Origin of the sequence: Streptomyces sp. NPDC002463 (assembly GCF_042889835.1) — a bacterium.
Lineage (GTDB): Bacteria > Actinomycetota > Actinomycetes > Streptomycetales > Streptomycetaceae > Streptomyces > Streptomyces nymphaeiformis.
Genome location: NZ_JBIARL010000010.1, coordinates 155010 through 178547, shown reverse-complemented (window position 1 = coordinate 178547; position 23538 = coordinate 155010). Strand labels below are relative to the sequence as shown.

18 protein-coding genes are annotated in these 23538 nt (G+C 69.8%); 11 read left to right on the top strand and 7 right to left on the bottom strand.

Going from position 1 to position 23538, the window contains the following annotated elements; genetic code table 11:
- Nucleotides 1-19 precede the first annotated feature (19 nt).
- The 4 genes from ACFYX3_RS21510 to ACFYX3_RS21495 all read right to left on the bottom strand — a co-directional run bounded on the left by ACFYX3_RS21510 (nt 20) and on the right by ACFYX3_RS21495 (nt 5089).
- Nucleotides 20-1624, bottom strand: a complete 1605-nt coding sequence (locus ACFYX3_RS21510) for an FAD-dependent oxidoreductase (RefSeq protein WP_389015615.1) — start codon at nt 1622-1624, stop codon at nt 20-22.
- Nucleotides 1625-1630: 6 nt separating this feature from the next.
- Nucleotides 1631-3157 (bottom strand): glycerol kinase GlpK, encoded by a 1527-nt coding sequence (gene glpK / locus ACFYX3_RS21505; RefSeq protein ID WP_376592135.1) that lies wholly within the window; start codon nt 3155-3157, stop codon nt 1631-1633.
- Nucleotides 3158-3192: 35 nt separating this feature from the next.
- Nucleotides 3193-3951, bottom strand: coding sequence for an MIP/aquaporin family protein (locus ACFYX3_RS21500; RefSeq protein WP_389015612.1), 759 nt, complete (start codon nt 3949-3951; stop codon nt 3193-3195).
- Nucleotides 3952-4324: 373 nt separating this feature from the next.
- Nucleotides 4325-5089: an IclR family transcriptional regulator gene (locus ACFYX3_RS21495; protein ID WP_389015609.1), complete on the bottom strand. Its 765-nt coding sequence runs from the start codon at nt 5087-5089 to the stop codon at nt 4325-4327.
- Nucleotides 5090-5333: 244 nt separating this feature from the next.
- Here ACFYX3_RS21495 and metH point away from each other — a divergent pair, with 244 nt between their 5' ends.
- From metH to ACFYX3_RS21475, 4 genes are all read left to right on the top strand, one after another.
- Entirely contained in the window at nt 5334-8846 is a 3513-nt protein-coding gene (gene metH / locus ACFYX3_RS21490) for a methionine synthase (RefSeq protein WP_389015606.1), read from the top strand.
- A gap of 138 nt (nt 8847-8984) precedes the next feature.
- Entirely contained in the window at nt 8985-9683 is a 699-nt protein-coding gene (locus tag ACFYX3_RS21485; protein WP_389015603.1) for an HAD family hydrolase, read from the top strand.
- Between the two features lie 466 nt (nt 9684-10149).
- Nucleotides 10150-11739, top strand: a complete 1590-nt coding sequence (locus ACFYX3_RS21480) for an ABC transporter substrate-binding protein (protein ID WP_389015600.1) — start codon at nt 10150-10152, stop codon at nt 11737-11739.
- Between the two features lie 67 nt (nt 11740-11806).
- Nucleotides 11807-13390 (top strand): ABC transporter substrate-binding protein, encoded by a 1584-nt coding sequence (locus tag ACFYX3_RS21475; protein WP_389015597.1) that lies wholly within the window; start codon nt 11807-11809, stop codon nt 13388-13390.
- 74 nt (nt 13391-13464) lie between these two features.
- Here the strand turns inward: ACFYX3_RS21475 and ACFYX3_RS21470 are convergent, their stop codons facing one another.
- Nucleotides 13465-14142 carry a response regulator transcription factor gene (locus ACFYX3_RS21470; protein WP_030691890.1) on the bottom strand — a complete coding sequence of 226 codons (678 nt, stop codon included), beginning with the start codon at nt 14140-14142 and terminating at the stop codon, nt 13465-13467.
- A 48-nt stretch (nt 14143-14190) separates the two neighbouring features.
- Complete coding sequence (locus ACFYX3_RS21465) at nt 14191-15093, bottom strand: RecB family exonuclease (protein ID WP_389015593.1); 903 nt, start codon at nt 15091-15093, stop codon at nt 14191-14193.
- Between the two features lie 181 nt (nt 15094-15274).
- Here ACFYX3_RS21465 and ACFYX3_RS21460 point away from each other — a divergent pair, with 181 nt between their 5' ends.
- From ACFYX3_RS21460 to ACFYX3_RS21450, 3 genes are all read left to right on the top strand, one after another.
- Nucleotides 15275-16408: a site-2 protease family protein gene (locus ACFYX3_RS21460; protein ID WP_221518781.1), complete on the top strand. Its 1134-nt coding sequence runs from the start codon at nt 15275-15277 to the stop codon at nt 16406-16408.
- 18 nt (nt 16409-16426) lie between these two features.
- Nucleotides 16427-17314, top strand: coding sequence for a tRNA (adenine-N1)-methyltransferase (locus ACFYX3_RS21455; RefSeq protein ID WP_015032448.1), 888 nt, complete (start codon nt 16427-16429; stop codon nt 17312-17314).
- A 224-nt stretch (nt 17315-17538) separates the two neighbouring features.
- Nucleotides 17539-18117: a hypothetical protein gene (locus ACFYX3_RS21450; RefSeq protein WP_359511102.1), complete on the top strand. Its 579-nt coding sequence runs from the start codon at nt 17539-17541 to the stop codon at nt 18115-18117.
- Nucleotides 18118-18134: 17 nt separating this feature from the next.
- Here the strand turns inward: ACFYX3_RS21450 and ACFYX3_RS21445 are convergent, their stop codons facing one another.
- The gene (locus ACFYX3_RS21445; RefSeq protein ID WP_359511101.1) at nt 18135-18446 is read right to left on the bottom strand and encodes a ferredoxin; all 312 of its coding nucleotides are present in this window, start codon (nt 18444-18446) and stop codon (nt 18135-18137) included.
- Nucleotides 18447-18686: 240 nt separating this feature from the next.
- Here ACFYX3_RS21445 and arc point away from each other — a divergent pair, with 240 nt between their 5' ends.
- From arc to prcB, 4 genes are all read left to right on the top strand, one after another.
- Nucleotides 18687-20453, top strand: coding sequence for a proteasome ATPase (arc, locus tag ACFYX3_RS21440; RefSeq protein ID WP_389015588.1), 1767 nt, complete (start codon nt 18687-18689; stop codon nt 20451-20453).
- A gap of 182 nt (nt 20454-20635) precedes the next feature.
- Entirely contained in the window at nt 20636-22147 is a 1512-nt protein-coding gene (gene dop, locus ACFYX3_RS21435; RefSeq protein ID WP_389015585.1) for a depupylase/deamidase Dop, read from the top strand.
- Between the two features lie 160 nt (nt 22148-22307).
- Nucleotides 22308-22520 (top strand): ubiquitin-like protein Pup, encoded by a 213-nt coding sequence (locus tag ACFYX3_RS21430; RefSeq protein WP_015032443.1) that lies wholly within the window; start codon nt 22308-22310, stop codon nt 22518-22520.
- Between the two features lie 160 nt (nt 22521-22680).
- Nucleotides 22681-23520, top strand: coding sequence for a proteasome subunit beta (gene prcB, locus ACFYX3_RS21425; RefSeq protein ID WP_389015580.1), 840 nt, complete (start codon nt 22681-22683; stop codon nt 23518-23520).
- Nucleotides 23521-23538: the final 18 nt, after the last annotated feature.

The window sequence follows — 23538 nt, the reverse complement described above, 5'->3', positions numbered from 1 at the left end:
GCCCCTGCGCACGCGGGAGTTACTTCCGCAGCATCGACTCGACGCCGGCGCGGATCTCGTCCGTCGCGAGACCGCGGATGGTCAGGGTCGTACGGCGGCGCAGCACGTCGTCCGCCGTCTCGGCCCACTCGTGGTCGCGGGCGTAGGCGACCTGCGCCCAGATCTCCGGGGCGTCCGGGTGGATCCGGCGGGCGAGCTCCGGGTTCTCGTTCGCCATCCGGGCGATCTCGAAGGAGAGCGAGCCGTAGTGCGTGGCCAGGTGCTTGGCGGTGTCGGCGGCCATCCGGGGGCCGGGCGCCGGGCCGTCGACGAGCAGCCGGTGGGCGACGGCGTTCGGGTTGGCTATGCCGGGCAGCGGCAGCCGCTTCGGCAGCGCCGACACCGGCTCGTAGTCCTCGCCGAGCGGGCGGCCGGGGAGCTGCTCCAGCTTCTTCATGACCGTGCGGCCGATGTGGCGGAAGGTCGTCCACTTGCCGCCGGCCACGGACAGCATGCCGCCGCGGCCCTCGGTGACGACCGTCTCGCGCTTGGCCTTGGACGTGTCGCCGGGACCGCCCGGGAGCACCCGCAGACCGGCGAAGGAGTACGTGATCAGGTCGCGGGAGAGCTGCTGGTCGCGGATGGAGAAGGCGGCCTCGTCCAGGATCTGGGCGGTGTCCTTCTCGGTGACCTCGACCTGGCCGGGGTCGCCCTCGTACTCCTCGTCGGTGGTGCCGAGGAGCAGCATGTCCTCCCAGGGGAGGGCGAAGGTGATGCGGTACTTGTCGATCGGGGTGGCCAGCGCGGCCTTCCACGGGGAGGTCCGCTTGAGGACCAGGTGCGCGCCCTTGGAGAGGCGGATGGAGGGGGCCGCGTTCGGGTCCTCCATCTTGCGCAGGTGGTCGACCCACGGGCCGGTCGCGTTCAGCACGAGACGGGCGTCGACGCCGAACTCGTCACCGGTGGTGCGGTCCTTCAGCTCCGCGCCCGTGACCCGGCCGCGGGTGAAGCGGAGCCCGGTGACCTCGGCGTGGTTGAGGACGGTGGCGCCGGCGTCGACGGCGGCGCGGACGGTCATGAGCGCCATCCGGGCGTCGTTCATCTGGTCGTCGCCGTAGACGGCGACGGCCTTCAGGTTGTCGGTGCGCAGCTCCGGCACGTCCTGGGCGGCCTTGGCGGGGGAGAGCAGGTGCCCGACGCCGTCGCCGAAGGCCGAGAGGGCGCTGTAGGCGAAGACGCCGGCGCCGAGCTTGGCCGCGCCGTGCGGGCCGCCCTTGTAGACGGGCAGGTAGAAGGTGAGCGGGTTGGCGAGGTGCGGTGCCACCTGGCGGGAGACCGCACGCCGCTCGAAGTGGTTCTCCGCCACCAGCTTCACCGCGCCGGTCTGCAGGTAGCGCAGGCCGCCGTGGAGCAGCTTGGAGGAGGCGGAGGAGGTGGCGCCGGCGAAGTCGCCGGCGTCCACCAGGGCCACCCGCAGGCCCGACTGCGCGGCGTGCCAGGCGGTGGAGATGCCCAGGATGCCGCCTCCGATCACCAGGAGGTCGTACGTCGCCTTGGAAAGCTGGTCCCGGGTCTCGGCGCGGCTCGGCAGGGAACCGGCAGCCGGGTGCGTCCCGAGGGCAGGGACGCTCTGCAGGGTGGTCATCTCGTATTACTCCTCGTCCTCGATCCAGCCCATGGTCCGCTCGACGGCCTTGAGCCAGCTCTTGTACTCGCGGTCACGCTTGTCGGCGTCCATGCGAGGGGTCCATTCCGCCGCCCGGCGCCAGTTGGCGCGCAGCGCGTCGGTGTCCGGCCAGAAGCCGACGGCCAGACCGGCGGCGTAGGCGGCGCCGAGGCAGGTGGTCTCGGCGACCATCGGACGCACGACGGGCGCGTCCAGGAAGTCCGAGAGGGTCTGCATCAGCAGGTTGTTGGAGGTCATGCCGCCGTCGACCTTGAGCGCGGTCAGCTCGACGCCGGAGTCCTTCGTCATGGCGTCGGTGATCTCGCGGGTCTGCCAGGCGGTGGCCTCGAGCACGGCGCGGGCGATGTGCGCCTTGGTGACGTACCGGGTGAGGCCGGCGATGACGCCGCGCGCGTCGGAGCGCCAGTACGGGGCGAACAGGCCGGAGAAGGCCGGCACGAAGTAGGCGCCGCCGTTGTCCTCGACCGAGGACGCGAGGGTCTCGATCTCGGCGGCGGACTTGATCAGGCCCATCTGGTCGCGCATCCACTGCACCAGCGAACCGGTGACGGCGATCGAGCCCTCCAGGGCGTAGACCGGCTTCGCGTCGCCGATCTGGTAGCCGACCGTGGTCAGCAGGCCGCTGTAGGAGTTGATGATCTTGTCGCCGGTGTTCATCAGCATGAAGGTGCCGGTGCCGTACGTGGACTTGGCCTCGCCCTCGGCGAAACACGTCTGGCCGAACAGGGCGGCCTGCTGGTCGCCGAGCGCGGAGGCGACCGGGACGCCGTCGAGGATGCCGCCCTTGACCGTGCCGTACACCTCGGCGGAGGAGCGGATCTCCGGCAGCACGGTGGCCGGGATCTCCATGGACTGCAGGATCTTCTCGTCCCAGGCCATGGTGTGGAGGTTCATCAGCATGGTGCGGGAGGCGTTGGTGACGTCGGTGACGTGGTGGCCGCCGTCGACGCCGCCCGTGAGGTTCCAGATGACCCAGGAGTCCATGGTGCCGAAGAGGATGTCGCCGCGCTCGGCGCGCTCGCGCAGACCCTCGACGTTGTCGAGCAGCCAGCGGACCTTCGGGCCGGAGAAGTAGCTCGCGAGGGGCAGGCCGGTCTCGCGGCGGAAGCGGTCCTGGCCGACGTTGCGGCCGAGCTCCTTGCAGAGGGCGTCGGTGCGGGTGTCCTGCCAGACGAGGGCGTTGTGGACGGGCTCACCGGTGTTCTTGTCCCAGAGCAGCGTGGTCTCGCGCTGGTTGGTGATGCCGATGGCCTTGACGTCCGCGGCGGTGATGTTGCCCTTCTCCAGGGCGCCGGCGACGACCTCCTGGACGTTGGCCCAGATCTCGGCGGCGTCGTGCTCGACCCAGCCCGGCTTCGGGAAGATCTGCTCGTGCTCCTTCTGGTCGACCGAGACGATCCGGCCGTCCTTGTCGAAGACGATGCAGCGCGAGGAGGTGGTGCCCTGGTCGATGGCCGCGATGAAGGGGCCGGAGGTGTGTGCGTCGGTCACGGTGTGCTCCAAGGGAAGTCTGGAAGAAGGACGGCTCAGGCGAACGCGATGTTGTAGATACCCGCGGCGAGGGCGCCACCGATCAGCGGACCGGCGACCGGGATCCAGGAGTAGCTCCAGTCGGAGCCGCCCTTGTTCGGCAGCGGGAGCAGGGCGTGCACGATGCGCGGGCCGAGGTCACGGGCCGGGTTGATGGCGTAACCGGTCGGGCCGCCGAGCGAGAGGCCGATGGAGACCACGACGAACGCGGTGATCAGGGCGCCGAGGACGCCGAGGCCCTTGCCGCTGTCGTTCAGGCCCTGGGTGAGCACGGCCAGGACCAGCACGACGGTGCCGATGATCTCGGTGGCCAGGTTCTGCCAGGTGTTACGGATCTCCGGACCCGTGGAGAAGACGCCGAGCACCGGGCCGGGTCCCTCGATCGGCGTCTCGCCGACGGTCTCCGGGTCCGAGAGGTGCGCCTGGAACTGGCCGTAGTAGGCCACCCAGACCAGCGCCGCGCCGATCATCGCGCCGAGCATCTGGCCGGCGATGTAGACCGGGACGTTGCTCCAGTCCCCGTCCTTGATCGCGATGGCGATCGTGACGGCGGGGTTCAGATGGGCGCCCGAGAGGGAAGCGGTCATGTAGACCGCCGTCATGACGGCGAAGCCCCACCCGAAGGCGATCGCGAGCCAGCCCGCGTTGCGGGCCTTGGAGCTCTTGAGCGTGACGGCGGCGCACACACCGCCGCCGAGCAGAATGAGTACGGCGGTACCGATGGTCTCGCCGAGGAAGATGTCGGAGCTGGACACCCGCGACTCCTTTGTCCTTCGTCCAGGGGAAGGCGAACCCCGGGTCCCTCCGGTGGTCCGCGCCCTCGTGTGAGGGCGTTGCCGGCCCTTGGCACTGTCACACCCTAGCGTGTATGCCGGTAAGTGTTCGACAATGCCGACCGATGAACGGAAGTTTTGCCCCCGGGTTAACAGCGCGTCAAGGGTCTGGGAAGTGAAAAACCCGCCGATAACGCGATCGTTACCGGCGGGTTCGGTTCTGTTGTACGGGCTGCCGCACGCGGTCGTACGGAGGGTGGTCGGGCCGCGTCGCACGGGCGGGTCGGGGCCGCGCCCGTACGGAAGGCGAGGGCGCGCCCGTACGGAAAAGGCGGGGGTGCGCCCCTGCGGGCTCTCAGAAGCGGCCGGCCCCCAGGTCCCGGGAGACCGCGCGGGCGCAGTCCCGCACCGCCGCCACCAGCTCCGGGCGCAGCTCCCCGCCCGGACAGACCCGCTCCACGGCCCCGGTGACCGCCACCGCGCCCACCGGCATCCGCCGCCGGTCGTGGATCGGCGCCGCCACCGACGCCACGCCCTCCCAGGTCTCCTCCACGTCCGCCGCCCAGCCCCGGGCCCGCGTCATGTCGAGCAGCGACTCGAAGTCGCCCAGCTCCGTGGTCGTCCGGGGCGTGAACGCCTCCCGCTCGACCTCCACCACCTCGCTGTGCGCCACCGGGTCGTACGCCGAGAGGACCTTGCCGAGCGCCGTGGAGTGCAGCGGCTGCATGGCCCCCACCTCCAGGACCTGGCGGCTGTCGTCCGGCCGGAAGACGTGGTGCACGATCAGCACGCCCCGCTGGTGCAGCACCCCCAGGTGCACGCTCTCGCCACTGGACCGGGCCAGGTCGTCCGTCCAGACCAGGGCGCGCGCCCGCAGCTCGTGCACGTCCAGATAGCTGTTGCCGAGCCGCAGCAGCTCCGCGCCCAGCTGGTAGCGGCCCGAGGCCGCGTCCTGCTCCACGAAGCCCTCCGCCTGGAGGGTGCGAAGGATGCCGTGGGCCGTTCCCTTGGCGAGCCCGAGCGAGGACGCGATGTCGGACAGGCCGAGCCGGCGCTCGCCACCCGCGAGCAGTCGCAGCATGGCCGCCGCTCGTTCAAGCGACTGGATGTTCTTCGCCATCGCCCGGCCCCTCACCCTTCTCACACTGTTCGACAATGCTGAACACTATCGGTCGATGCCGACCTCGCGTCACACCACACAGTGTCGGCCAAGGAGGGGCAGGACCGGGAGTCCCCGCACACAGGATGCCGTCCGCCCCGTGGGACGCCGTGTCCACCCCGGCCCCCGCGCGGTTACGCTGACCCCGTGCACCCTCCCCCGAGGGTGCAAAGCCGACAGCCGTCGCATCCCAGGGAGCTCATCCATGGCCTCGTTGCCGACCCCTTCCGCTGACAGCCGGACCCGCGCCGCCGCCCTCCGCGAGGCACTCGCCAGCCGAGTCGTCGTCGCCGACGGAGCCATGGGCACCATGCTCCAGGCCCAGGACCCCACTCTCGAGGACTTCCAGAACCTCGAAGGATGCAACGAGATCCTGAACGTCACCCGGCCCGACATCGTCCGTTCGGTGCACGAGGCGTACTTCGAGGTCGGCGTCGACTGCGTCGAGACGAACACGTTCGGCTCCAACCACTCGGCCGCCGGCGAGTACGAGATCGCGGACCGGATCCACGAGCTCTCCGAGGCGGGCGCCCGGATCGCCCGCGAGGTCGCCGACGAGTTCGGCGCGAAGGACGGCCGCCAGCGCTGGGTGCTCGGCTCGATCGGCCCCGGCACCAAGCTGCCCTCCCTCGGCCACATCTCGTACGACGTGCTGCGCGACGGCTACCAGCAGAACGCCGAAGGCCTGCTGGCCGGCGGCGCCGACGCCCTGATCGTCGAGACGACCCAGGACCTGCTGCAGACCAAGTCCAGCCTCATCGGCGCGCGCCGCGCGATGGACGCCCTGGGCGTGGACGTGCCCCTGATCTGCTCGCTCGCCTTCGAGACCACCGGCGTCATGCTGCTCGGCTCCGAGATCGGCGCGGCCCTGACCGCCCTGGAGCCCCTCGGCATCGACCTGATCGGCCTGAACTGCTCGACCGGCCCCGCCGAGATGAGCGAGCACCTGCGCTACCTCGCCCGCCACTCCCGTACGCCCCTCATGTGCATGCCGAACGCCGGCCTGCCCGTGCTCACCAAGGACGGCGCGTACTTCCCGCTCACGGCCACCGAGATGGCCGACGCGCAGGAGAACTTCGTCCGCGACTACGGCCTGTCCCTGGTCGGCGGCTGCTGCGGCTCCACGCCCGAGCACCTGCGCCAGGTCGTCGAGCGCGTCCAGGGCATCACCCCGCCCGAGCGCTCCCCCCGCCCCGAGCCGGGCGCCGCCTCCCTCTACCAGACGGTGCCGTTCCGCCAGGACACCTCGTACCTGGCGATCGGCGAGCGGACCAACGCCAACGGCTCGAAGAAGTTCCGCGAGGCCATGCTCGAAGGCCGCTGGGACGACTGCGTCGAGATGGCCCGCGACCAGATCCGCGAGGGTGCGCACATGCTCGACCTCTGCGTCGACTACGTGGGCCGCGACGGCGTCGCCGACATGCAGGAGCTCGCCGGCCGCTTCGCCACCGCCTCCACCCTGCCGATCGTCCTCGACTCCACCGAGGTGGACGTCCTGCGCGCCGGCCTGGAGAAGCTCGGCGGCCGGGCCGTCATCAACTCGGTCAACTACGAGGACGGCGACGGCCCCGAGTCCCGCTTCGCGAAGGTCACCCGTCTGGCCCAGGAGCACGGCGCCGCCCTCATCGCCCTCACCATCGACGAGGAGGGCCAGGCCCGTACCCCCGAGCACAAGGTCGCCGTCGCCGAGCGCCTCATCGAGGACCTCACCGGCAACTGGGGCATCCACGAGTCCGACATCCTGATCGACACCCTGACCTTCACCATCTGCACCGGCCAGGAGGAGTCGCGCAAGGACGGCATCGCCACCATCGAGGCGATCCGCGAGTTGAAGCGCCGCCACCCGGACGTCCAGACGACCCTGGGCCTGTCGAACATCTCCTTCGGCCTCAACCCGGCCGCCCGCATCCTGCTCAACTCGGTCTTCCTCGACGAGTGCGTGAAGGCGGGCCTGGACTCGGCGATCGTCCACGCCTCGAAGATCCTGCCCATCGCCCGCTTCGACGAGGAGCAGGTCACCACCGCCCTCGACCTGATCTACGACCGGCGCGCCGAGGGCTACGACCCGCTGCAGAAGCTGATGGCCCTCTTCGAGGGCGCCACCACCAAGTCGCTCAAGGCGGGCAAGACCGAGGAGCTCCTCGCCCTGCCCCTGGACGAGCGTCTCAAGCGGCGGATCGTCGACGGCGAGAAGAACGGCCTGGAGGCGGACCTCGACGAGGCCCTCGTCGAGCGGCCCGCCCTGGACATCGTCAACGACACCCTCCTCGACGGCATGAAGACCGTCGGCGAGCTGTTCGGCTCCGGCCAGATGCAGCTGCCGTTCGTGCTCCAGTCCGCCGAGGTCATGAAGACGGCCGTCGCCTACCTCGAACCGCACATGGAGAAGTCCGACGCCGAGGGCAAGGGCACGATCGTGCTCGCGACCGTCCGCGGCGACGTCCACGACATCGGCAAGAACCTCGTCGACATCATCCTCTCCAACAACGGCTACAACGTCGTCAACATCGGCATCAAGCAGCCGGTCTCCGCGATCCTGGAAGCCGCCGAGGAGCACAACGCCGACGTCATCGGCATGTCCGGCCTCCTCGTGAAGTCCACCGTGATCATGAAGGAGAACCTGGAGGAGCTGAACCAGCGCGAGCTGGCCGCCAAGTACCCGGTGATCCTCGGCGGAGCCGCCCTCACCCGCGCGTACGTCGAGCAGGACCTCCACGAGATCTACCAGGGCGAGGTCCGCTACGCCCGGGACGCCTTCGAGGGCCTGCGCCTCATGGACGCGCTCATCGGCGTCAAGCGCGGCGTCCCCGGAGCCGTGCTCCCCGAGCTGAAGCAGCGCCGCGTCGCCAAGAGCGCCACCGCGGCGCTCCAGGTCGAGGAGCCCGAGCCCGGCGGCCGCTCCGACGTGGCCACCGACAACCCGGTGCCCACCCCGCCGTTCTGGGGCACCCGCGTCGTCAAGGGCATCCCGCTCAAGGAGTACGCCTCCTGGCTCGACGAGGGCGCGCTCTTCAAGGGCCAGTGGGGCCTCAAGCAGAACCGGGCCGGCGACGGACCGGCGTACGAGGAACTGGTCGAGACCGAGGGCCGGCCCCGGCTGCGCGGCTGGCTGGAGCGCCTCCACACCGAGAACCTCCTGGAGGCTGCCGTCGTCCACGGTTACTTCCCCTGCGTCTCCAAGGGCGACGACCTGATCATCCTGGACGAGGCGGGCAACGAGCGGACCCGGTTCACCTTCCCGCGCCAGCGCCGCGGCCGCCGCCTGTGCCTCGCGGACTTCTTCCGCCCGGAGGAGTCCGGCGAGACCGACGTCGTCGGCCTCCAGGTCGTCACCGTCGGCTCGAAGATCGGCGAGGCCACGGCCAAGCTCTTCGATTCCGACTCGTACCGCGACTACCTGGAGCTGCACGGCCTCTCCGTCCAGCTCGCCGAGGCCCTCGCCGAGTACTGGCACGCCCGCGTCCGCGCGGAGCTCGGCTTCGGCGGGGAGGACCCCGAGAACGTCGAGGACATGTTCGACCTCAAGTACCGCGGTGCCCGCTTCTCGCTGGGCTACGGAGCCTGCCCCGACCTGGAGGACCGGGCGAAGATCGCCGAGCTGCTCCGGCCGGAGCGGATCGGCGTCCACCTCTCCGAGGAGTTCCAGCTCCACCCCGAGCAGTCCACCGACGCCATCGTCATCCACCACCCCGAGGCGAAGTACTTCAACGCACGGTGACCACGCGGTGACGGCGCAGGGTAAATACGCGCTTTCCCGTTGATCGCGACGTACACTTGTCGGTCCAGTGCAGGCCGGTCATCCTCCCCGTACCGGGGAGGGGGCCGGCCTTCTCGTCCCTCCATGGAGGTGTGCCGGATGACCAGTACGGTCCCCGCGTCCCTGTTCCGTACGAACGGCAGCTCCGCCCTGCAGGCGGTCTTCCTCGACATGGACGGGACCCTCGTCGACACGGAGGGGTTCTGGTGGGACGCCGAGGTCGAGGTCTTCGCGGACCTCGGACACCGGCTGGACGAGGCTTGGCGTGACGTCGTCGTCGGCGGCCCGATGACCCGCAGCGCGGGCTACCTCATCGAGTCCACCGGCGCCGACATCACCCTCGAAGAGCTCACCGTCCTGCTCAACGAGAAGTTCGAGCAGCGCATCGACCGGGGCGTGCCCCTCATGCCGGGCGCCGAGCGGCTGCTCGCCGAGCTGGCCCGGCACTCCATCCCCACCGCCCTGGTCTCCGCCTCGCACCGGCGGATCATCGACCGGGTCCTCGCCTCGCTCGGCCGTGACCGCTTCACCCTCACGGTCGCCGGCGACGAGGTCGAGTGCACCAAGCCGCACCCCGAGCCGTACCTGACGGCCGCCCGGGGCGTCGGCGCCGACCCCGTGCTCTGCGCCGTCATCGAGGACACCGCGACCGGTGTGGCGGCCGCCGAGGCGGCCGGCTGCCGGGTCGTCGCGGTGCCCTCCGTCGCCCCGATCGCGCCCTCCCCGGGCCGGGTCGTCGTGCGCTCCCTGGAAGAGGTCGACGTACCGTTCCTGCGTACCTTGATCACAGGAATTTGAGCTTTATCTGAGGAAAGCGATCCGGCTGAAGTCCGGCTGAAGTCCGGCCGAAGAGAGCGGGCCATTCGCCGAAAAGCACCTGAGTGACCTTGGTCACCCAGAGTGCCGGACGGCGGGTGGCCCGTTCTCGTCTCCTGTCTCAAAAGCGGACGTTTCGACGCCCCCTGTGTCCTGATTGGGTAACCGTCGTCCGCAACGTCCGGCGCATGGTTATCGAGTCCGGCGCATTCATGATCACTCTTCGATTACGCCCCCGTACGGCCCCGGTCAAGGGATACCGGCTCCGCCCACTAATCTTTCGCGAGTACTTCGCCGCATAACCGCGTGCACCGGCGCACACCCAAGTCGCCGTGAACACAGGACCGATCGCAACACCCGGCCCGATCGCTCCCGCCCCGACCGGGCGGCAGGCGGCGGAGTTCCACTGACCGCTGTACCCCAGTGCCGGATGAGGAGATCGTCCCTGATGAACCGCAAGACCCTGGTGCTGCCGGCCGTGGCCGGACTGCTCGTCCCCCTGCTCGCCGGCTGCGGCGGCAGCGAGGAGAGCCGAGCGATCGTCGTCGGCACCACGGACCAGTTCATCGCCACCGGGGACGCACCCGCCCCGCTCGACCCGGCCTACGCCTACGACACCGGCGCCTGGAACATCCTCCGCCAGACCGTGCAGACCCTGCTGCACGTGCCCCGCGGCGGCGGCGAGCCCGTCCCCGAGGCCGCCAAGACCTGCGGCTTCTCCGACAAGGCCAGCGAGAGCTACCGCTGCACGCTCCGCGAAGGCCTCACCTTCGCCGACGGCACCCCCATCACGGCCGAGGACGTCAAGTACTCCATCGAACGCGTCCTGAAGATCAAGTCGGACAACGGCACCGCCGCCCTCCTCGCGAACATCGACACCGTCGAGACCCAGGGCACCGACGGCGTCGTCTTCCACCTCAAGACCCCCGACGCGACCTTCCCGTACAAGCTCTCCACCCCCGTCGCCGGCATCCTCAGCAAGGACAAGTACGCCGCCGACAAGCTCCGCGACGGCTTCGACGTCGACGGCTCGGGCCCGTACACCATGAAGGTCGAGCGCGAGGGCGACAAGGCCACCCGCTTCGTCTTCACCAAGAACCCCGCCTACAAGGGCGACATCACCCTGCGCAACGACAAGGTCGAACTGCGCCCCTACGCCGACGCCGGCACCATGGGCGCCGCCCTGGAGCGCGACGACATCGACATGATGGCCCGCTCCCTGTCGCAGAAGCAGATCAAGGACCTCACCGAGACGCCCAAGGACAACATCCGCGTCACCGAGGTCCCCGGCCTGGAGATCCGCTACCTCGGCTTCAACACCGACGCCCCCTCCGTCGAGCAGAAGGCCGTGCGCCAGGCCATGGCCTCCGTCGTCGACCGGGGCGCCCTCGTCAACCTCGTCTACGGCCCCACCGCGGAGCCGCTGTACTCGCTGATCCCCTCCAGCATCACCGGCCACGCCACCCCCTTCTTCGACGAGTACGGCGAGCCCGACCCGGCCCGCGCCGCCAAGCTCCTCAAGGAAGCGGGCGTCAAGACCCCGGTCAAGGTGACCCTCAACTACACCACCGACCACTACGGCTCCGAGACCGCCCAGGAGTTCGAGGCGCTCAAGAAGCAGCTCGTCGCCAGCGAGCTCTTCGACGTCAAGATCCAGGGCTCCGAGTGGTCCACCTTCCGCACGGCCCAGAAGCGCGGCGACTACGCCGTCTACGGCCTCGGCTGGTTCCCGGACTACCCGGACCCCGACAACTACATCGCGCCGTTCCTCGACAGCGACAACTTCCTCAACACCCCCTACGTGAACAAGACCGTTCGCGAGAAGCTCATCCCGCGCTCGCGCCGCCAGGCCGACCGCAACGCCGCAAGCCCCGTCTACGCGCAGATCCAGAAGATCGTCGCCAAGGACGTCCCCGTCCTGCCCCTGTGGCAGGGCAAGCAGTACGTCGCCGCCCGCGACGACCTCAACGGAGTCGAGTACGCCCTCAACACCTCCTCCGACCTGCTGCTGTGGGAACTGGGCCGCGGCACCGCCTGACCCCTTCGTTGTCCCGGCCGCGCGCCCCTGCGCGGCCGGCCTGACAAGAGATCAAGAGGCAAGTTCTGTGAAGGCACGAAACAAGTGGCTGACGGCCCCGCTCGCCGCGGGTCTGTCCGCCGCCCTCCTCAGCGGCTGCGGCACCGAGCAGGGAAGCGGCTCCGGAGGCTCCGGAGGCGGGATACGCGTCGGCATGTCCGACGAGATCCTCGCCACCGACCCGGCGGCCGGCTACGACCCCGGCTCCTGGCTGCTGTTCAACAACGTCTTCCAGTCCCTCCTCGCCTTCCCCAAGGGCGGCTCCGAGCCCGAGCCCGAGGCCGCCGACAAGTGCGAGTTCTCCGCGGGCAGCAAGGTCTACACCTGCACCCTGCGCGACGGCCTCACCTTCTCCAACGGCAACAAGCTCACCTCGGAGGACGTCAAGTACTCCTTCGAGCGGGCCCTCAAGATCGCCGACCCCTCGGGCCCGGCGCCGCTGCTCTCCACCATCCAGAGCATCGAGACCCCCGACGAGAAGACCGTCGTCTTCCGCCTCAAGGTCCCGGACGCCACCTTCCCCAGCAAGATCGCCTCCGGCGCCGGCTCCATCGTCGACCACCACGACTACCCCGCCGACGCGCTGCGCACCGACGGCAAGGCCACCGGCTCCGGCCCGTACAAGCTCGACTCCTTCAGCGAGTCCGAGGCCACCTTCTCCGCCAACCCCGGCTACAAGGGCAACGCCAAGCCGAAGAACGGCGCCGTCACCCTCAAGCTGTACCGCGGCGACCGCGCCGCCCTCGCCAAGGCCTTCACCGACGGCGACATCGACGTCGCCTACCGAGGCCTCTCCGCCGACGACATCTCCGCCCTCGAGAACTCCGCCACCACGGCCGACAAGGGCATCGAGGTCGTCACCGGCAGCAGCGCCGAGGTCCAGCACCTGGTCTTCAACATGAAGGACCCGGTCGTCGGCAAGCTCGGCGTCCGCAAGGCCATCGCCCACCTCGTCGACCGCGAGGCCCTCGTCGAGAACGTCTACAAGTCGACGGCCACCCCGCTCTACTCGATCGTCCCGGCCGGCATCGCCGGACACAACACCGCCTTCTACGACGCCTACGGCACCCCCGACGCGGCCAAGGCGAAGAAGGCCCTCCGCTCCGCCGGCATCACCGACAAGGTGAAGCTCACCCTCTGGTCCACGCCCAGCCGCTACGGCCCGGCCACCGACCAGGAGCTCAAGGCCATCGCCGAACAGCTCAACGCGAGCGGCCTCTTCGACGCCGACGTGAAGTCCGTCGCCTTCGACCAGTACGAGAAGGACATCGCCGCCGGCAAGTACGGCGTCTACGTCAAGGGCTGGGTCCCCGACTACCCCGACGCCGACAACTTCACGAGCCCCTTCTTCGGTGAGGGCAACGTCCTCGGCAACCACTACGAGAACCGCACCATCACCGGCACCCTCCTCCCCGAGACCGCCGCCGTCGCCGACCGCGCCGGCACCGCCGACGAGTACGGACGCCTCCAGGACCTCGTCGCCGAGGAGCTCCCCGTCCTCCCGCTGTGGCAGGGCAAGCAGTACGCCGTCGCCCGCGAGGACGTCACCGGTCTCGAATGGACCCTCGACGCCTCGACCGTCTTCCGCTTCTGGGAGATCCGCAAGGGCTGACACCCCCGTCCCCACGCACGAGGGCCCGGTACGCACCCCGCGCACCGGGCCCTCGCCGCACCTACGGCCGATCGCTACTGGCCGCCGGCCCCCGGCCGCACCAGACCGCTCTCGTACGCGTACACCGCGGCCTGCACCCGGTCCCGCAGGCCCAGCTTCGTCAGCACATGGCCCACGTGCGTCTTCACCGTCGTCTCGCTGACGAACAGGTCCGCCGCGATCTCCGCGTTCGACAGGCCGCGGGCCACCAGCTTCAGCACCTCCACCTCGCGGTCGGTCAAGGTGTTCAGCGTGTCCGGCACCTGCTCCTCGCCCGTCGGCAGATGCGCCGAGTACTTGTCGAGCAGCCGGCGCGTGATCGACGGGGCCAGCATCGCCTCGCCCGCCGCCACCACACGGATCGCCTGCACCAGCTCGTTCGCCGGAGCGTCCTTCAGCAGGAAGCCGCTCGCCCCCGCCCGCAGCGCCTCCACCACGTACTCGTCCAGATCGAAGGTCGTCAGGACCAGCACCTTCGCCGGACCGTCCCGCCCCGGGCCGGTGATCTGCCGGGTCGCCTCCACCCCGTCCATCCGCGGCATCCGGATGTCCATCAGCACCACGTCCGGCTGCAGCGCGCGCACCTGCTCCTGCGCCTGCAGACCGTCGCCGGCCTCGCCCACCACCGCGATGTCCTGCTCCGCCTCCAGAATCATCCGGAAGCCGGTCCGCAGCAGCGGCTGATCGTCGACCAACAGGACGCGGATCGTCACAAGGGCTCCTTCACGGGGCTGGGCTCAGCCCTTTCACGCGGGCTGGGCTCAGGAAGACGGCTGGGCCGGGTCCATTCTGCCCTGCCCGGATTCACCCGACTCCGGCGGGCGCGCGGAAACGATCTTCAGGGGATAGGCCGGGGGAGTCCCCCCGAACTCGGGACAGACCGCCTGATGGTCGCACCAACCGCACAGCTTCGTCGGCCGCGGCCGCCAGTCGCCCGACTCCGTGGCCAGCCGGATCGCGTCCCACAGTGCCAGCAGCTTCCGCTCCACCCGCAGCAGATCCGCCTCCACCGGGTCGTACGTCAGCACCTCCCCGCTGCCCAGGTACACCAGCTGCAGCCGCCGCGGGATCACCCGCTTCAGCCGCCACACCACCAGCGCGTAGAAGGTCATCTGGAACAGCGCGCCGTCCCGGTACTCAGGCCGCGGCGCCTTCCCCGTCTTGTAGTCGACGATCCGCACCTCGCCCGAGGGCGCCACGTCGACCCGGTCGATCACCCCGCGCAGCCGCAGCCCCGACTCCAGCTCCGTCTCCACGAACAGCTCACGCTCGGCCGGCTCCAGCCGCGTCGGATCCTCCAGCGTGAACCACCGCTCGACCAGCTGCTCCGCCTCGCCCAGCCAGCCCGCCAGACGCTCCCCGTCCGGATCCTCCGCGAACAGCTCGCCCAGCTCCGGCTTCGACTCCAGGAGCCGCTCCCACTGCCCCGGCACCATCGACCTCGCCCGCGGCGCCGTCCGCTCCGCCGCCGGATCGTCGAAGAGCCGCTCGAGCACCGCGTGCACCAGCGTGCCCCGCGTCGCCGCCGCGCTCGGCTTCTCCGGCAGCCGGTCGATCACCCGGAACCGGTACAGCAGCGGACACTGCATGAAATCGCTCGCCCGCGAGGGCGACAACGACATGGGCGCCCGGGGCTCCGCCGGCACCTGCTCGCTCGTACTCATGACGAAGACCCTACGACCCGCCACCGACAGCGAGCGGAATACCATCGACCTGGGACCCCGTCGCACTGCATGATCGAACCGTGACACATCCGACGCGGGTCACCCCACGCGACGAAAGGAACCCGTGAACCAGGACGAGCCCAAGCCGCAGCGGACCGAGGAGCCCGGCGGCGGGATCCTCATGGGACGGCCCTTCGGCGTGCCCGTCTACGTCGCCCCCAGCTGGTTCGTCGTCGCCGCCCTCATCACCTGGGTCTTCGGCGACCAGATCGAGCGCGTCCTGCCCGAGCTCGGCGCCGCCCGGTACCTGGTCTCCCTCTTCTTCGCCGTCGCCTTCTACGCCTCCGTGCTCGTCCACGAGCTCGCCCACACCATCGCCGCGCTCCGCTTCAAACTCCCGGTGCGCCGCATCCAGCTCCAGTTCTTCGGCGGCGTCTCCGAGATCGAGAAGGAGACCGAGACCCCCGGCCGCGAATTCGTCCTCGCCTTCGTCGGCCCCCTCCTCTCCCTCGTCCTCGCCGGCGTGTTCTACCTCTCCCTGTACGCCGTCGAGCCCGGCACCGTCCCCGGGGTCCTCCTCGGCGGCCTGATGATCTCCAACCTGATCGTCGCGATCTTCAACCTGCTCCCCGGCCTCCCCCTCGACGGCGGCCGCATGCTCCGCGCCGTCGTCTGGAAGATCACCGGCAAGCCCATGAGCGGCACCGTCGCCGCCGCCTGGGTCGGCCGCGCCCTCGCCGTCCTCGTCCTCGTCGGCCTGCCCCTGCTCACCCGCACCGGCCTCCTCGGCAACTCCACCGAGGACATCGGCGGCTTCGAGACCGTCACCGACGCCCTCCTCGCCGCGATCCTCGCCGCCATCATCTGGACCGGCGCAGGCAACAGCCTCCGCATGGCCCGCCTCCGCGAGCACCTCCCCGAGCTCCGCGCCCGCGCCCTCACCCGCCGCGCCATCCCCGTCGAACCCGCCACACCGCTCTCCGAGGCCCTCCGCCGCGCCAACGAGGCCGGCGCCCGCGCCCTCGTCGTCGTCGACGGCGCCGGCGAGCCCACCGGCATCGTCCGCGAGGCCGCCATCGCCGCCGTACCCCAGCACCGCCGCCCCTGGGTCGCCGTCAGCACCCTCGCCCAGGACCTCACCGACGGCATGCGGGTCCCCGCCGAGCTCACCGGCCAGCCCCTCCTCGACCACCTTCGCGCCAGCCCCGCCACCGAGTACCTCGTCGTCGAGGACACCGGCGAGATCTACGGGGTCCTCGCCACCACCGACGTCGAACGGGCCTTCGTCCAGGCCATGGCACGACCGTCCACGTAACCCCGGTACTCTGGTCACATGTCCGAACCGACCGGTGCCGCCCGCCGACGCGGGCCCTTCAAGGTCGGGGACCAGGTTCAGCTGACCGACCCCAAGGGCCGTCACTACACGTTCACGCTCGAAGAGGGAAAGAACTTCCACACCCACAAGGGTTCTTTCCCGCACGACGAACTGATCGGCGCCCCCGAGGGCAGCGTTGTCCGTACCACCGGAAACGTCGCCTACCTCGCGCTGCGCCCCCTGCTCCCCGACTACGTCCTGTCCATGCCCCGCGGCGCAGCCGTGGTCTACCCCAAGGACGCGGGGCAGATCCTGGCCTTCGCCGACATCTTCCCCGGCGCCCGCGTCGTGGAAGCGGGAGTGGGCTCGGGATCGCTGAGCAGCTTCCTCCTGCGCGCCATCGGAGACAGCGGCATGCTGCACTCCTACGAGCGCCGCGAGGACTTCGCCGAGATCGCGAAGGGCAACGTCGAGCGCTACTTCGGCGGCCCCCACCCCGCGTGGCAGCTGACCGTCGGCGACCTCCAGGACAACCTGTCCGACACCGACGTCGACCGCGTCATCCTGGACATGCTCGCCCCCTGGGAGTGCCTGGAGGCCGTCTCCAAGGCCCTCGTCCCCGGCGGCATCCTCTGCTGCTACGTGGCGACCACCACCCAGCTCGCCCGCACCGTGGAGTCCATCCGCGAGTTCGGCTGCTACGCCGAGCCGCAGCCCTGGGAGTCCATGATCCGCAACTGGCACGTCGAGGGCCTCGCCGTCCGCCCCGATCACCGCATGATCGGCCACACCGGCTTCCTCGTCACCGCCCGTCGCCTCGCGGACGGGGTGGAGCCCCCGATGCGCCGCCGCCGCCCCGCGAAGGGCGCCTACGGCGAGGACTACGAGGGCCCCAACAAGGGCTGACGTTCCGACATCCAGACCGCGCCGCCGTCGAGTTCCCCGCCCACGCGGAAGAACTCGACGGCGGCGTCCTCATGTTCACGGCGGCGCCCGCACTCTGCCGGCCCCGTCGGTTCGTCGCCCTCGAAGACCGGCCGACCCAGCCCCACCCCAGCTGTTCCGTCCCCCTGTGACGTGTGGCACGATGCCGGAAACCCCGCCGCACCACCCCACAGGAGACGTCTCGCGTGCAGCACTCCGCCGCCCCGGACCTCGCGGACCTCGCCCACACCCACGCCCGGCCGGCCCACTGGCTGGCCACCGCCACCGCGACCGCCGCGGTCGTCGCCCTCGCCGGATTCCTCCAGCCCGGCCCCGCCTCGGCGGGCGCCGCACCGGCCGCCGCCCCGCGCCCGGCACCCGCCCCCGACGCCGCCGGAGCCGACTACCCCCTGGAATGCGGGGGAGCCCGCCACACGGTCGCGAAGCGGGTCTCCGGAGACCTCGACGGCGACGGGAACCCCGAGACCGTTGCGGTCGTGCACTGCGAAGCCGGCTCCGGCACCCCGCCGAGCGCCGTCTACGTCCTCACCCGCGGCAAGGGCGGCGGCACCCCCGCGCGCGTGGTCGCCACCCTCGTCGCACCCGAGCAGCACCGGAACGTCACGGAGCTCTCCGTACGCGACGGAGCCGTGCGCGCCACCCTGCTCGGCTACTCGTCCCCCGACGTGCCCAGCTGCTGCCCCGACGAGAAGGAGCAGGTCAGCTGGCGCTGGCAGGGCGGCGCCTTCGTCCGCGGCGACCAGACGGACGCGCTCGGCGCCTGAGACGGGCGCCCGATCCGCTACTCGGCGTCGGGGCCGTACACCTCGACCCGGTCCGAGACCCGGCGCACATGGATGCAGTCGCCCGGGCACTCCTTCGCGGAGTCCACCACGTCCTGGAGCAGCGGCAGCGGCACCGGCGTGGTGGCACCCGCGTCCTGGAGGAGCTCGTCGTCGGCGCTCTTCACATAAGCGAGCCCGTCGATGTCGAGCTCGAAGACCTCGGGAGCGTACTGCGCGCAGATCCCGTCCCCGGTGCACAGGTCCTGGTCGATCCAGACCTCCAGCGCCTCCTCGGCGCCCGTAGCCGGGGCCTCGTGCTGCACGGTCATATCTCCTGCCGTTTCTGCTTCGCGCGATAAGTCGGGCCACCCCTGACGGGTGTTGACCAAAGACGACGATACAACCGCCCGCTTTCAAGCGGTGAAGGGTGGGTATTCCCCTGGCGAGAGGGGAAGCGCAAGGGTGAAGATCGGACACACCCCGGAGTCTTTTTGATCTAGGGGTTTCAATCACCACCCACGCAGGTAGGGTCAGGAAGCGTCCAGCTCCCCTTGGAGGAGGTGAGGACCGTGGCAGCCCACGACGACGACATCAACCGCGGCATCCGGCCGGGGCGGGGGTCTGAAGACCCCGCCGGTCAGGTTGCCTATCTCGAGCAGGAAATCGCCGTCCTGCGCCGCAAGCTCGCCGACTCTCCGCGCCACACGAGGATTCTCGAAGAGCGGATCGTCGAGCTGCAGACCAACCTGGCCGGCGTGTCCGCGCAGAACGAACGTCTGGCGAACACGCTCCGTGAGGCCCGCGACCAGATCGTGGCCCTCAAGGAGGAGGTCGACCGGCTCGCGCAGCCGCCGGCCGGCTTCGGTGTCTTCCTGCAGGCCAACGAGGACGGCACGTGCGACATCTTCACCGGGGGCCGCAAGCTCCGGGTGAACGTCAGCCCGAGCATCGAGCTCGAAGAGCTCAAGCGCGGCCAGGAAGTCATGCTCAACGAAGCGCTCAACGTGGTCGAGGCCATGGAGTTCGAGCGCGCCGGGGACATCGTCACCCTCAAGGAGATCCTCGAGGACGGCGAGCGCGCCCTGGTGGTGGGGCACACCGACGAGGAGCGGGTGGTGAGGCTCGCCGAGCCTCTGCTGGACGTCACCATCCGCGCCGGCGACGCCCTGCTGCTCGACTCCAGGTCCGGCTACGTCTACGAGGTGGTTCCCAAGAGCGAGGTCGAAGAGCTCGTTCTGGAAGAGGTCCCGGACGTCGACTACGACAAGATCGGCGGTCTGGGCAACCAGATCGAGCTGATCCGCGACGCGGTCGAGCTCCCGTACCTCTACCCGGACCTCTTCAAGGAGCACGAACTGCGGCCGCCCAAGGGCATCCTGCTCTACGGCCCGCCCGGCTGCGGCAAGACGCTGATCGCGAAGGCCGTGGCCAACTCGCTGGCCAAGAAGGTCGCCGAGGTGACCGGCCAGCCCGCGGGGAAGTCCTACTTCCTCAACATCAAGGGCCCCGAGCTCCTCAACAAGTACGTCGGAGAGACCGAGCGGCACATCCGCCTCGTCTTCCAGCGTGCCCGGGAGAAGGCGAGCGAGGGCACCCCCGTCATCGTCTTCTTCGACGAGATGGAATCCCTCTTCCGCACCCGCGGCTCCGGTGTCAGCTCGGACGTGGAGAACACCATCGTCCCGCAGCTGCTCGCCGAGATCGACGGCGTGGAAGGCCTGGAGAACGTCATCGTCATCGGCGCCTCCAACCGCGAGGACATGATCGACCCCGCGATCCTGCGGCCCGGCCGGCTCGACGTCAAGATCAAGATCGAGCGTCCGGACGCGGAGGCCGCGAAGGACATCTTCGCGAAGTACCTCACGGAGACCCTGCCGCTCCACTCGGACGACATCTCCGAGCACAGCGGCTCGAAGGCCGCCGCCGCCCACGGAATGATCCAGTCGGTCGTCGAGCAGATGTACGCGGAATCCGAGGAGAACCGCTTCCTCGAAGTCACGTACGCCAACGGCGACAAGGAAGTCCTGTACTTCAAGGACTTCAACTCCGGCGCGATGATCCAGAACATCGTCGACCGGGCCAAGAAGATGGCCATCAAGGCCTTCCTCGACCACAACCAGAAGGGCATCCGGGTCTCCCACCTCCTCCAGGCGTGCGTGGACGAGTTCAAGGAGAACGAGGACCTGCCCAACACCACCAACCCCGACGACTGGGCCCGGATCTCCGGAAAGAAGGGCGAGCGGATCGTCTTCATCCGCACGCTCGTCACCGGAAAGCAGGGCGCGGACACCGGACGCTCCATCGACACGGTGGCCAATACCGGTCAGTACCTGTAAAACGCCCACCGGCTGCGGATGTCCGGAAACCGGGCATCCGCAGCCGACGCATTCCATCCAGCATTTCCCCCGGCATCACAGGGAAATACCGCAATCGATCTCCCCACCAGCGCGGAGCCGTTCTAGGCTCATCGGTACCGCCGAGTCGCGCACAGTGAGCGCCGCCGGGCAAGGAGGGCCGCATGACCGTACGGCGAGTAATGGGCATCGAGACGGAGTACGGGATCTCCGTCCCCGGACACCCGAACGCCAATGCCATGCTCACCTCGTCCCAGATCGTCAACGCCTACGCGGCGGCGATGCACCGGGCGCGCCGCGCCCGCTGGGACTTCGAGGAGGAGAACCCGCTGCGGGACGCCCGCGGCTTCGACCTCGCCCGCGAGGCCGCCGACTCCAGCCAGCTCACCGACGAGGACATCGGCCTGGCGAACGTGATCCTCACCAACGGGGCCCGGCTCTACGTGGACCACGCCCACCCCGAGTACAGCGCGCCCGAGGTCACCAACCCGCGCGACGCCGTCCTCTGGGACAAGGCCGGCGAGCGGATCATGGCCGAGGCGGCCGAGCGCGCCGCCCAGCTCCCCGGGGCCCAGCCCATCCACCTCTACAAGAACAACACCGACAACAAGGGCGCCTCCTACGGCACGCACGAGAACTACCTGATGAAGCGGGAGACCCCCTTCTCGGACATCGTGCGCCACCTCACCCCCTTCTTCGTCTCCCGCCAGGTCGTCACCGGCGCGGGACGGGTCGGCATCGGCCAGGACGGCCGGGAGAACGGCTTCCAGCTCAGCCAGCGCGCCGACTACTTCGAGGTCGAGGTGGGCCTGGAGACCACCCTCAAGCGGCCCATCATCAACACCCGGGACGAGCCGCACGCCGACGCCGAGAAGTACCGCCGCCTGCACGTGATCATCGGCGACGCGAACCTCTCGGAGATCTCCACCTACCTGAAGCTCGGCACCACCGCCCTCGTCCTCTCGATGATCGAGGACGGCTTCATCACCGTCGACCTCGCCGTCGACCAGCCGGTCCGCACCCTGCACCACGTCTCGCACGACCCGACGCTCCAGTACCTCATCACGCTGCGCAGCGGCCGGACGCTCACCGCGGTCCAGCTCCAGATGGAGTACTTCGAGCTGGCCAGGAAGTACGTGGAGGAGCGGTACGGCTCGGACGCGGACGAGCAGACCATGGACGTCCTCACGCGCTGGGAGGACACCCTGGGCCGGCTCGAGACCGACCCGATGAGCCTTTCCGGCGAGCTGGACTGGGTCGCCAAGCGGGAGCTCATGGAGGGCTACCGGCGCCGCGACGGCCTGGACTGGGACGCGGCCCGGCTGCACCTGGTGGACCTCCAGTACGCGGACGTACGCCCCGAGAAGGGCCTCTACAACCGCCTGGTGGCCCGCGGGCGGATGAAGCGGCTCCTGGACGAGACCGAGGTCGTGCGGGCCGAGACGGCGCCTCCGGAGGACACCAGGGCCTATTTCCGGGGCCGCTGCCTGGAGCAGTACGCCGACGACGTCGCCGCGGCCTCCTGGGACTCGGTGATCTTCGACCTGCCCGGCCGGGACTCCCTCCAGCGCGTCCCGACCCTGGAGCCGCTGCGCGGCACCAAGGCCCATGTGAAATCGCTCCTGGACCGCTGCCGCACGGCGGAGGAACTGGTGCGGGTCCTCTCGGGCGGCTGAAACAGCCGCCCGGCACGGGCCTGAAATACCCGGGCACTGGGAATCATGGAATCAGTGCCCGGGCGTTGTGGAAACTGCGGGGCCGAAGTCAGACCCGACCTATAGGGTCTGATCTTGTACGGACTCAACCGAGCGGGCCGATTCGAGCGGGGTGAGGGATATGGCGACCAAGGACACCGGCGGCGGACAGCAGAAGGCGACGCGATCCACGGAGGAGGTCGAGGAGACCACCACCGAGGCGAGCTCCGACCTCAAGGAACGCCAGGAGAAGCTGAGCGACGACGTGGACTCCGTCCTGGACGAGATCGACGACGTGCTCGAGGAGAACGCCGAGGACTTCGTGCGCTCCTTCGTTCAGAAGGGCGGCGAGTAGCCGCCCCACGCGCCTGTCGTCCTCCGTCCCCGGAGCCCTGGTGAAAGCCGTGGGTCCGGGGACGGATGACAAGCGGTGGCACGGGTAAGGTCCGTGCACAGCATCCAAGATCAGCCGGTGCTTCCCACGACCGGCCGACTGTCCCACCGGAAGGAATCGCGTGGAAGCCAACCCTCGAAGCACCGGGCGTCTGCCGGCGGCCTTCCTGACGCCGGGCTCGTCCTCGTTCATGGACTTCCTGGCCGATCACTCGCCGGAGCTGCTCCCGGGGAACCGGAAGCTGCCCGAGGGGATCGTCGAGGCCCCGCACGGCACCACCATCGTGGCCGCCACGTTCCCCGGCGGGGTCGTGCTCGCCGGTGACCGGCGAGCGACCATGGGGAACATGATCGCGCAGCGGGACATGCAGAAGGTGTTCCCGGCCGACGAGTACTCCGCGGTCGGTATCGCCGGCAGCGCCGGTCTCGCCGTCGAGATGGTCAAGCTCTTCCAGCTGGAGCTGGAGCACTTCGAGAAGGTGGAGGGCGCGACGCTCTCCCTGGAAGGAAAGGCGAACCGTCTCTCCACCATGATCCGGGGCAACCTGGGCATGGCCATGCAGGGCCTCGCCGTCGTGCCGCTCTTCGCGGGCTGGGACGAGAGCAGGGAGCAGGGCCGGATCTTCTCGTACGACGTGACCGGCGGCCGTTCCGAGGAGCACGGTTTCGCCGCCACCGGCTCCGGCTCGATCTTCGCGCGCGGTTCGATGAAGAAGCTCTACCGCTCCGACCTGAGCGAGGAGCAGGCCACCACGCTGGTGGTGCAGGCGCTGTACGACGCGGCGGACGACGACTCGGCGACCGGTGGTCCCGACATGGCCCGCCGGATCTTCCCGATCGTCACCGTCATCACCGACGAGGGCTTCCGCAGGCTCACGGAGGAGGAATCGTCCGAGCTGGCCCGTTCGGTCACCGAGCGGCGTCTGGAGCAGCCGGAAGGACCGCGTGCCGCTCTGCTCTGACCCGTCTCGTCGCCCGTA

Bases quoted from the DNA above. Each gene is read 5' to 3' on its own strand.
- ACFYX3_RS21510 (WP_389015615.1), bottom strand. From the start codon at position 1,624: ATGACCACCCTGCAGAGCGTCCCTGCCCTCGGGACGCACCCGGCTGCC.
- ACFYX3_RS21495 (WP_389015609.1), bottom strand. From the start codon at position 5,089: ATGGCGAAGAACATCCAGTCGCTTGAACGAGCGGCGGCCATGCTGCGA.
- metH (WP_389015606.1), top strand. From the start codon at position 5,334: ATGGCCTCGTTGCCGACCCCTTCCGCTGACAGCCGGACCCGCGCCGCC.
- ACFYX3_RS21485 (WP_389015603.1), top strand. From the start codon at position 8,985: ATGACCAGTACGGTCCCCGCGTCCCTGTTCCGTACGAACGGCAGCTCC.
- ACFYX3_RS21480 (WP_389015600.1), top strand. From the start codon at position 10,150: ATGAACCGCAAGACCCTGGTGCTGCCGGCCGTGGCCGGACTGCTCGTC.
- ACFYX3_RS21465 (WP_389015593.1), bottom strand. From the start codon at position 15,093: ATGAGTACGAGCGAGCAGGTGCCGGCGGAGCCCCGGGCGCCCATGTCG.
- ACFYX3_RS21460 (WP_221518781.1), top strand. From the start codon at position 15,275: ATGGGACGGCCCTTCGGCGTGCCCGTCTACGTCGCCCCCAGCTGGTTC.
- ACFYX3_RS21455 (WP_015032448.1), top strand. From the start codon at position 16,427: ATGTCCGAACCGACCGGTGCCGCCCGCCGACGCGGGCCCTTCAAGGTC.
- ACFYX3_RS21445 (WP_359511101.1), bottom strand. From the start codon at position 18,446: ATGACCGTGCAGCACGAGGCCCCGGCTACGGGCGCCGAGGAGGCGCTG.
- dop (WP_389015585.1), top strand. From the start codon at position 20,636: ATGACCGTACGGCGAGTAATGGGCATCGAGACGGAGTACGGGATCTCC.
- ACFYX3_RS21430 (WP_015032443.1), top strand. From the start codon at position 22,308: ATGGCGACCAAGGACACCGGCGGCGGACAGCAGAAGGCGACGCGATCC.